The sequence below is a fragment of the Flavobacterium sp. WC2421 genome (assembly GCF_040822115.1).
Lineage (GTDB): Bacteria > Bacteroidota > Bacteroidia > Flavobacteriales > Flavobacteriaceae > Flavobacterium.
Map to the genome: position 1 here is coordinate 503,207 of NZ_CP162004.1, position 9,082 is coordinate 512,288.

Consider the following 9,082-nt stretch of genomic DNA (forward strand, 5'->3'; position numbering starts at 1 on the left):
TAAAATTTAGTTAGTTTGCGTCTATTGTATATTTGTGTAAAAAAAAGAAAAAACAAGTGTTTAAAAAGCTTTATTTTTAGCAAATAACCTAAAAAATAAGAATTCATGAAAATTAGAAGAGGAAAATCAGAAGATATGGTTGCGGTACTTGACCTTATTCAAGAATTAGCTATTTTTGAAAAAGAACCAGATGCGGTTTTAATAACTGCTGAAGATTTAGTAAGAGATGGTTTTGGTGCTAATCCCTTATTTCATGTTTTTGTAGCCGAAGTAGATTCGGAAATAGTAGGTATTGCTCTTTACTATTATCGCTATTCTACATGGAAAGGAAAAACACTTCATCTAGAAGATTTAGTGGTAAAGGATAAAATGCGCGGAACAGGATTAGGCTACGCATTATATTCTGAAATTATAAAACAAGGAAAAAAAGATAACGTTCGTAGAATTGAATGGAATGTTCTTGACTGGAATACACCAGCAATAGATTTTTATGAAAAATCAGGCGCTAAAGTATTAAGAGATTGGGATAATGTCCAAATGGATGAAGAAGGAATTAATGACTTTCTAGAAAAGAAGTTAAAATAAAGTATAAGATTACATTTTTTAAAAATTATTATGAGAGTATTCAAATTTGGTGGAGCTTCTGTAAAAGATGCTGAGGGAATTAAAAATGTTTATGACGTTTTACAAAAAGTAGGTTACGAGGATGTTTTATTAGTAGTATCTGCAATGGGAAAAACTACTAATGCCCTTGAAATGGTTATCAAAAACTATTTTGATAAATCGGCTGAATTACAATCTTCTGTTCAAGAAGTAAAAAAATATCATAATCAAATCTTATTGGATTTATTTGAGGATGATAAAAATAATGTGTTTGAAGCTGTAAAATTACAATTTGCTGATTTAGAATTTTTCTTATCTCATAATAAATCACCTAATTACAACTTTGTTTATGACCAAATTGTAAGTTATGGTGAATTGATTTCTACTACCATTTTGAGTCATTTCATGAATTTCATGGGTATAAAAACGCAGTGGATAGATGTTCGAAATTTTATAAAAACAGATTCGAATTACAGAGATGCCGAGGTAGATTGGGAATTGACACAAAAAAATATTTCGAAAAATGTAAAAAGAAAAATTTTAAACATTACTCAAGGATTTTTGGGATCAGATGACAACAACTTCACAACAACATTAGGTCGTGAAGGGTCTGATTATACTGCTGCCATTTTTGCTTATTGCCTAAATGCCGAAAGTGTTACCATCTGGAAAGATGTTCCTGGTGTAATGAATGCGGATCCTAGGTATTTTGAAAATGCCAGTTTATTAAACCAGATATCGTATCGTGAAGCAATTGAGTTAGCCTTTTATGGAGCAACCGTTATTCACCCAAAAACATTACAACCTTTACAAAAAAAGGAAATTCCATTATATGTAAAATCATTTATCAATCCTTTACTAAAAGGAACAAGTGTTTCAAAAGGAGTTGCATTAGAACCTTACCTGCCTTGTTTTATTGTAAAAAGAAACCAATTGTTAATTTCTCTTTCTTCAATTGATTTCTCTTTTATCATGGAAGAAAATATCAGTGAGATTTTTGCTTTATTCCATCAGTTTAAACTTAAAGTGAACTTAATCCAGAATTCGGCTATAAGTTTCTCTGTATGCGTTGAAGATAAGTTTGATAATTTTACAGAAATGAATGCTATATTGTCTAAGAAATTTAAAGTTGACTTTAGCCAAAACGTTACTTTATATACCATTAGACATTTTAACGATGCTGCTGCACAAACAGTAGAACAAGGAAAAAAAGTAATTTTGAAGCAAGTCAGTACGGAGACGATGCAAATTGTAACTAGCGAAAATTAAATATCATTTCTTTTGCGCTGTCTTTTTACAAGACGAAAATTATATAGAATACACTACTTTTGACATATAGACGTTATTCTCTTTATGTTAAAAAAAGCACTGCTAATACTAATGATTATTTGTTTTTCTGGGATTTATGCCCAGGAAAACAAATCATTATATCAAAGCAAAAAAATTGCGACATCTAAGGATACCATCCATATAGAAAACGAAAGTCTAAACTCCAGTTTTCTAAAACTACTGAATGCAAATAATCAACTCATTGATTCTACATCTTACAAAGTAGATTTCAAAAAAGGAACACTAATTTTAAATGAGGAAATCTACAATAAGTCAGATTCTGTCACTGTATATTATTTAAAATACCCAGAATTTCTAACCAAAGTATACCAGATTTACGATTCCAGCAGATTGGTAAGTACTGATATTGATTCGGAAAAACAGTATAGAATTGATCCAACTCCTATTCAAGAAAACGTGCCGTTTGATGGATTAAGTACATCCGGAAGTATTACGCGTGGCGTTACTATAGGAAACAATCAGAATACTGTTTTAAATTCAAATTTAGATTTACAAATTACAGGAAAAATATCCGAAAAAGTAAATTTAAGAGCTTCACTTCAAGACAGCAACATCCCTTTACAAGATGGGGGTTATTCTCAAAAATTAGATCAGTTTGACAATGTTTTCATGGAACTATATAGTGATAAATGGAATATAAGAGCTGGTGATGTATTTCTAGAAAATCATAAATCTCAATTCCTTAATTTCAATAAAAAAGTACAGGGACTTTCGACAAATTTTGAATTTGGAAGTGACGAAAACAAAACTAATATTTTCACATCAGTAGCGCTTGTTAAAGGGCAATATGCCAAAAGTAATTTTATTGGTATTGAAGGAAACCAAGGTCCGTACAAATTGAAGGGTCAAAACGGTGAGCTGTATGTGCTGGTTGTATCTGGTTCGGAAAGAGTTTATGTCAATGGAACTTTGCTGAAAAGAGGAGAAAATAACGATTACACCATTGATTACAATGCCGGAGAAATAATCTTCACCCCTCTTTTTACAATAACTTCCGAGATGCGAATTGCAATCGAATATCAATATTCTGACAGGAATTACACTCGCTTTGTAACTTATGCTGGAGCAACTCATGAAAATAAAAACTGGAGTTTTGGCAGTTATATCTATTCTGAGAATGATATAAAAAACCAACCTCTACAACAAAATTTATCTACAGAACAAGCGCAAATATTAGTAAATGCAGGTGACAATACTAGTTTAATGGTAGCTCCTTCGGCATATATGGATAGCTATTCGAATAATAAAGTTCTCTATGCAAAAAAGATAGTAAATACTATTGAAATTTTTGAATACTCTACTAATTCAGAAGATGAATTATTCAATGTTCGATTTAGTTCAGTGGGCATAAATAAAGGAAATTATGTCTTAAAAGACGCATCTAACCTCAGTCGAATTTATGAATATGTTCCTCCAATAAATACTATTCCTCAAGGTGATTATGAGCCCATCATTCAACTAGTGGCACCTACTAAAATTCAAGTAGCAACATTTTTAGGAAAATATAATCCTTCTGAAAAAACTTTAGTTGATTTTGAACTTGGAATTAGCAACAACGATCTAAATTTATTCTCAACTATTGATGACTCGAATAACCAAGGTATAAGTGCTAAAATAAACACGAAGCAACGTCTTTTTTCAAAAAAATGGACAATAGATGCATTTGCAAATTATCAATTCACTCAGAAAAATTTTAAAACTGTCGAGCGTCTTTACACCATAGAATTTGACAGAGACTGGAATCTAGGCGGATCAACTATAGGAAATCAAAGTTTATTGGTCACGGGGTTAAATTTTAATTTAAGTCCAAATAATAAAAATCAAAGCAACGGCATTATCAATTATCAATTTGAAAAACTGGATTTCTCAGATAGTTTTTCAGGAAATAGAAATCTTCTAAAGGGTCAGTTTCAGCTTAAAAACTGGAACTTTCAAAACCAAAGTAGTTACTTAAAAAGTGATGCTATAATTAATACTTCAAAATTCATTAGAAGTCAATCTCAAGTACGATACCATTTTGATAAAAACTGGATTGGAAGTAGCCAACGTTTAGAAGACAACCAAGAAAAAAACAAATCAACAAATCAATTTACAGCATTAAGCCAAAAATTTTCTGAATACGGTTTTTTTGCAGGACGTGGTGACAGCACCGCAGTCTATGTTCAATTCGGTTTTCTAAATCGGGTGAATGATAGTATTCAAAATAATCAATTGCAAAGAGTAAACAGCTCAAAAACGTATTATTTGAAATCTAAATTAATTCAAACTAACAAAAGTGATTTGTCAATTTATGCCAACTATAGAGTTTTGGATTATAACGAAGAATCCAAAAAAAGTGAGCCTTCCTTAAATTCACGCATACTGTATAATGACCGCTTTTTTAATCAATTAATTCAAAGTACCAGCTCGTACGAAACGAATTCTGGCACACTTCCTCAACAAGAATTCACTTACTTAGAAGTTCCTGCCGGGCAAGGAGTCTATACATGGAATGATTACAATAATAACAATATTCAAGAATTACAAGAGTTTGAAATTGCCGCCTTTATTGATCAAGCAAAATACATTCGGGTTTATTTACCAAATAGAGTTTATATAAAAACACATCAAACTAAGTTTTCACAATCCTTGATATTAAATCCAAATCAATGGCAAAATGAGGATAACTTTAAACGAATACTCTCTTATTTTTATAATCAAACTTCTTATCTCATCGATCGAAAAACAAAAAATGAAGGAGATAATTTCGAATTTAATCCTTTTAAATCTTCACAAGAAAATATGTTGGGTCTGAGTTCGAGTTTCAGAAATAGTTTGTTTTACAATAGAGGAAAACAACAGCATTCCGTAACCTATACCTATCTTCAAAATCAAACAAAAAATCTACTTTCAATTGGATCACAACAATCCAAGAACAATTCTCATCAAATCCAATATTCCCATTTATACCAAAAAAGTTGGTTGTTTAGTACATTTGCAAAAACAATAAAAACTTCAATACTATCCGAAAACTTTTCTGAAAAAAATTATACCATTACCGGATATCAACTGGCTCCTAAAATCAGTTATTTATTTTCCAAAAATACAAGTTGGGATATATTCTATGAATTACAAAACAAAGAAAACACCATTGGAAATTTAGAAACTTTAAATCAAAATCGTTTTGGAACATCTTTTTCTTATGCCAACGATAAAAAAATCACGATGAATGGAGAAGTTTCCTTTTATCAAAATAAATTTACTGGTAATGAATTCTCCTCAGTAGGTTTTCAAATGCTCGAAGGACTACAAACAGGGCAAAATATTACCTGGAGATTACTCTTACAAAAAAACATAACAGAGTTCCTTGATATTAACTTGAATTACCAAGGAAGAAAGAGTGAGTCTAGTCCAGCAATACATACTGGAAACATTCAACTGAGAGCCTACTTTTAAATTAATTGGCTTAATTATTGTGATTTTATTTTCGTAATAATTAATTTATTACTTTTATTCTTTAATCTTAAAAAACAGACTATTATGAAAAAATTATTGTTGTTTTGTTTAGCATTTGTGTTGTCAAATAGTTTTTATGCACAAGAAGCGGTGGCTAAAAAGAAAGTCACTAAAGCTACAACAGAAAAGGTAGAAAAGGCAGACAAATCAGTGGCTAAAGCGGAAGCAGAAAAAGAGGCCAAAAAGCAAGCTGCTAACGAAAAAAGAAAGGCGACTATTGCTGCTAAAAAAGAAGCGGAAGCAAAGGCAAAGCTTGATGCAGAGAAAGAAGCAAAAAAGCAAGCAGCAAATGAAAAGAGAAAAGCTACAATTGCTGCAAAAAAGGAAGCTGTAAAAACAACTACAAAAATCGAAACTGAGAAAGAGACTAAAAAACAAGCAACTAGTGTAGCTAAGAAAAACCTTAGTGTTGCTACTAGCTCAGCAAATAAAAGTGCAAAAGCAACGACTAAAAAAGTAAAACCAAAAATTAAGGAAACTACAGAAAAAGCACCAAAAGTAGCTGATAAAATTACTGGTGAGTACAATGGTAAAAAAGTTTATACTGGACCTAGAGGAGGAAAATATTATATAAACAAAAACGGGAACAAGACTTATATTGAAGAGTAATATTCCATTTTTAATTAAAAAAAAGAGGCTTTTTCAAAATGGAAAAGCCTCTTTTTATATTAGTTCTATTACCAAAAGGCAATAAAAATATTTCATTTATTATTCCATCGAAATAACAACAAATTCACTGCGTCTATTCGCTTGATGCTCGGCTTCTGTACATTGAACACCATCTGCACATTTATTTACCAATTGAGATTCTCCATATCCTTTAGCTGTTAATCGACTTGCATCTATACCATTTTTAATCAACCAATCTCTAGTTGACTTGGCTCTTCTATCAGATAATGCTTCATTATATTGTGCTGTTTGTCGGCTATCAGTATGTGAGCGTATATCAATTTTAATTTTAGGAAATTCATTCATTACAGCAACTATTTTTTCTAACTCAAAAGCTGCATCTTTTCTTATGAAAGATTTATCTAAGTCAAAATAAATAATTGGAATATCTAAAGTTTTGGCAAGATCAGTGCCCACTCCTATTGGTTTGATTCGTTTTTCTAATTCAAGAGACAAATAACTTTCTCCATTTACTTTTTCAATAGAAATCGAACCTTCCTTCGTTTCATAATTACGTTTCTCAGCACGTACGTAATACGTTTTTCCACATTCAACTTCGAAACTATACTGCCCTCTTTTATTAGTTACATTTCCTTTTAACAACTGATATTTCTCATCAAACAAACTCATTTTTGCATCTTCAAGGAAATCTCCTGACTCTTTATCAGTGATTGTTCCTTTTAAGATTTGTTCACATGTCAGCTTCTTTGTTTCAGAAAATTTATAGATATCATCATATCCCTTTCCTCCTTCTCTATTAGATGTAAAAAAACCGATACGGCTTTTGCTATCAATAAAAAAACCAAAATCATCTTTAGGTCCATTAATTGGAGCACCTACATTTTGGACTTCGTTAAAACTTTTGTCCTTTTCAATTTTAGCAACATAAATATCTAACCCTCCAAGTCCTGGACGGCCATCAGTAGCAAAATACAACTCGTTATCATCACTGACGAAAGGAAATGTTTCTCTTCCTTCAGTATTGATTTTTGTGCCTAAATTCTCAGGAGTTGAATATGTTCCGTCTTCATTAATTGTTACTTTAAATAAATCAGACTGTCCAAAAGTTCCTGGCATATCTGAAGCAAAATATAACGTTTTATCATCATTACTTAGAGCAGGATGAGCAACACTGTATTGATTGCTATTGAATGGTAATTCGGTGACATCCTTCCACTCTCCGTCTTCTAAAGTTGCTTTATATATTTTTAGTAAAGTAATTCTTTTACTGTCTTTTCCTTTTTTGCCGTCTAGAAAATTATTTCTGGTAAAGTACATTGTTGAACCATCTTTTGTAAAAACGGGTGTAGATTCATGAAACTTTGAATTAATTCTGTTTCCAAAGCGTTTTGGTTCTTCTAATTTTCCATTTGATTGTACTTCAGAACTATACAAATTAGTAAAAGATTGATTGGTCCACTTAAAAACTTTTTTAGAAATCCCACCAGTATCACGAGCTGAAGCAAAAACCAATTTGTTACCTGAAAAAGAGGTCCCATAATCTGAAAATTCCGAATTGATTCCGGCATCCTCGACGTTAAATCGGCCCGAATTTGCTTTAATTTCTTCTAAATAATCTTTATGCTTTTCGTATAATTTAGCTCTTAAGTCATTTCCAGACTTCTTGTTAAACTGATCAAGCATTTTGTCTGCTTTAGCATATTCTCCAATTGACTTAAGTACTTGTGAATACCTATAAAGATATTCTGGCTCTTGATTCTCATTCAGCAAAAAAAGTTCACCGTACCACTTGGCAGCCTTATCTAATTCTGCATTGAAATAATAAGCATTACCCAATTTTTGAAACATTTTTTCGTCTTTGTACCCTTTTTCTGCTACTCTTTCATAAGTTGAAATTGCATCAATGTAAGCATACTGCTCATATTTTTTATCAGCTGCAGCTACTTTGGCTTTTTGAGCATGTCCCTTAAGACTTAGCAGACTTAAAAGGACAATGTAAACGTAGGATTTAATTTTCATAATAAATTAATTAAAAGAATCTTGGAGATACTATTCTATCGTACTTATTGAACAATTCATATCTTAAAAAGATTTCATGTGAACCAGAATTATAATTAGCAAGTTTCGTAGTTTCTAAGTCATAACCATAACCGATAAACCAAGAATCACTAGCTTGAAAACCAACCATAGCACTTATAGCTGCACTCCATCGATAAGCAATCCCTGCTACAAATTTTTCGTTTATCAAAAAATTTCCTGATAAATCAACTTGTAAAGGAGCCCCTTGTACCACTTTAGTTAGGATCGATGGTTTGAATTTCACATCTCCGGTTAAGTCAAAAACATGTCCAGCTATTAAATAATAATGTATTTTTTCTGTAGCTATATGTGTATTTGAACCAGTCCCTGCATAACGATCAAAATGTTTCGTCTCTAACAAGTTAGGCGCAGAAATACCAAAATATGTATCGTCAGAATGATAATACAAACCAACTCCTATATTTGGCGAGAATTTATTATCCACATTAGTGGAAAAAATATTATCACCACTGTCATACTGGTTCAATTTGTTAAAATCAATGTTCAGTAAATTAGCTGTTGCCTTTAAACCAAACGACAACCTATATCGATCTGAAGTTTCAATACTATAGGAGAAATCAGCTGCAACATTGGTTTCATCAGACGGTCCTATTTTATCACTAATAATTGATAATCCTAAACCAATATTGCTTCCTTCAATAGGTGTGTTTATAGATGCTGTACTAGTAACCGGTGCGCCATCTAGACCAACCCATTGGGCTCGATGCAAAATAAACACATTCATCGACTCTCTTGATCCAGCATACGCCGGATTAATATTAATCGTATTGTACATATATTGGGTAAACTGTGCATCTTGCTGTGCATAAATCGATCCCGATAATAGAAGTAAAACTAATAATAACTTTATTTTCATCATTTTTTATTTTAAGCCTTGAGAAATTAAATTTCTTAGGGAATAGAT

6 protein-coding genes are annotated in these 9,082 nt (G+C 31.5%); 4 read left to right on the forward strand and 2 right to left on the reverse strand.

The genetic code is table 11. The annotated features are described in order from the left end of the window. The first annotated feature begins 105 nt into the window (after nucleotides 1–105). The 4 genes from AB3G33_RS02290 (at nucleotide 106) to AB3G33_RS02305 (ending at nucleotide 6,057) form a co-directional block, all read left to right on the forward strand. Nucleotides 106–585 carry an N-acetyltransferase family protein gene (locus AB3G33_RS02290; RefSeq protein WP_367772312.1) on the forward strand — a complete coding sequence of 160 codons (480 nt, stop codon included), beginning with the start codon at nucleotides 106–108 and terminating at the stop codon, nucleotides 583–585. Nucleotides 586–615: 30 nt separating this feature from the next. Next, nucleotides 616–1,872: an aspartate kinase gene (locus tag AB3G33_RS02295; protein ID WP_367772314.1), complete on the forward strand. Its 1,257-nt coding sequence runs from the start codon at nucleotides 616–618 to the stop codon at nucleotides 1,870–1,872. Between the two features lie 84 nt (nucleotides 1,873–1,956). Next, nucleotides 1,957–5,388, forward strand: coding sequence for a hypothetical protein (locus AB3G33_RS02300; RefSeq protein WP_367772316.1), 3,432 nt, complete (start codon nucleotides 1,957–1,959; stop codon nucleotides 5,386–5,388). 84 nt (nucleotides 5,389–5,472) lie between these two features. Then, on the forward strand, nucleotides 5,473–6,057 hold the full coding sequence (locus AB3G33_RS02305) for a hypothetical protein (RefSeq protein ID WP_367772318.1): 585 nt from the start codon (nucleotides 5,473–5,475) through the stop codon (nucleotides 6,055–6,057). 99 nt (nucleotides 6,058–6,156) lie between these two features. On the opposite strand, the gene AB3G33_RS02310 is transcribed toward AB3G33_RS02305, so the two are convergent. Both AB3G33_RS02310 and AB3G33_RS02315 read right to left on the reverse strand, forming a co-directional pair. Beyond that, complete coding sequence (locus AB3G33_RS02310; RefSeq protein ID WP_367772319.1) at nucleotides 6,157–8,097, reverse strand: OmpA family protein; 1,941 nt, start codon at nucleotides 8,095–8,097, stop codon at nucleotides 6,157–6,159. A gap of 10 nt (nucleotides 8,098–8,107) precedes the next feature. Continuing rightward, a complete protein-coding gene (locus AB3G33_RS02315) occupies nucleotides 8,108–9,034 on the reverse strand; it encodes a type IX secretion system membrane protein PorP/SprF (protein ID WP_367774075.1) in 927 nt (308 codons plus the stop codon). Between the last annotated feature and the right edge of the window lie 48 nt (nucleotides 9,035–9,082).

Coding starts and splice junctions, on each gene's coding strand:
- AB3G33_RS02295 (WP_367772314.1), top strand. CDS start 616: ATGAGAGTATTCAAATTTGGTGGAGCTTCTGTAAAAGATGCTGAGGGA.
- AB3G33_RS02315 (WP_367774075.1), bottom strand. CDS start 9,034: ATGAAAATAAAGTTATTATTAGTTTTACTTCTATTATCGGGATCGATT.
- AB3G33_RS02305 (WP_367772318.1), top strand. CDS start 5,473: ATGAAAAAATTATTGTTGTTTTGTTTAGCATTTGTGTTGTCAAATAGT.
- AB3G33_RS02290 (WP_367772312.1), top strand. CDS start 106: ATGAAAATTAGAAGAGGAAAATCAGAAGATATGGTTGCGGTACTTGAC.
- AB3G33_RS02310 (WP_367772319.1), bottom strand. CDS start 8,097: ATGAAAATTAAATCCTACGTTTACATTGTCCTTTTAAGTCTGCTAAGT.
- AB3G33_RS02300 (WP_367772316.1), top strand. CDS start 1,957: ATGTTAAAAAAAGCACTGCTAATACTAATGATTATTTGTTTTTCTGGG.